This window comes from Dehalococcoidia bacterium, assembly GCA_025054935.1.
Lineage (GTDB): Bacteria > Chloroflexota > Dehalococcoidia > SpSt-223 > SpSt-223 > JANWZD01.
Genome location: JANWZD010000069.1, coordinates 1 through 584 on the forward strand (window position 1 = coordinate 1; position 584 = coordinate 584).

The 584-nt window shown below is 71.7% G+C and carries 2 protein-coding genes; both read left to right on the forward strand.

Annotation, left to right across the window (positions count from 1 at the left end; genetic code table 11):
* A partial coding sequence (locus NZ773_16295) for a class I SAM-dependent methyltransferase (GenBank protein MCS6803488.1) occupies positions 1 to 211 on the forward strand: 211 nt, incomplete at its 5' end.
* Position 212: 1 nt separating this feature from the next.
* On the forward strand, positions 213 to 584 hold a 372-nt coding region (locus tag NZ773_16300; GenBank protein ID MCS6803489.1), incomplete at its 3' end, for an AAA family ATPase.

A 584-nucleotide genomic window follows, 5' to 3' on the forward strand; every position in this document is an offset into this window, starting at 1 on the left:
TTCCCGGGGATTTGCGAACCTGGCTACGTTCGTCGCGCGTTGCCGGCACCTTGTCGCCGCCGGCGGCGTGCTCGCGGCGATGAAGGGCGCGTACCCCGCCGAGGAGCTCGCCGAGGTGCACGATGGCTGCGATTGCAGCGACGTCAGGCGCCTGCGCGTGCCGCTTCTTGCCGCCGAGCGCCATCTCGTGCTTTGCCGTCCGGGCGCTTGACATGGCGCGCGTGATCGCCGTCGCGAACCAGAAAGGGGGCGTCGGCAAGACGACGACGAGCGTCAACCTCGCCGCGAGCCTCGCCGCCGAGGGGCGCCGCGTCCTGCTCGTCGACATGGACCCCCAGGGCAACGCCACCACCGGCAGCGGCACGGACAAGCGGGCGCTCGCGCGCACCGTTTACCACGCCCTGCTCGGCTTGGCCGAGCTTGCGGCGATCCGGGTTCGCGCCGAAAAAGGCGGCTACGATCTCGTGCCCGCGAACCGCGAGCTCGCGGGAGCGGAAGTGGAGCTGGTCGAGCTGCCCGGCCGCGAGGCGCGTCTTTCCGCCGCGCTCGCGCCGGTGCTCGGCGAGTACGACATCGCGCTCATC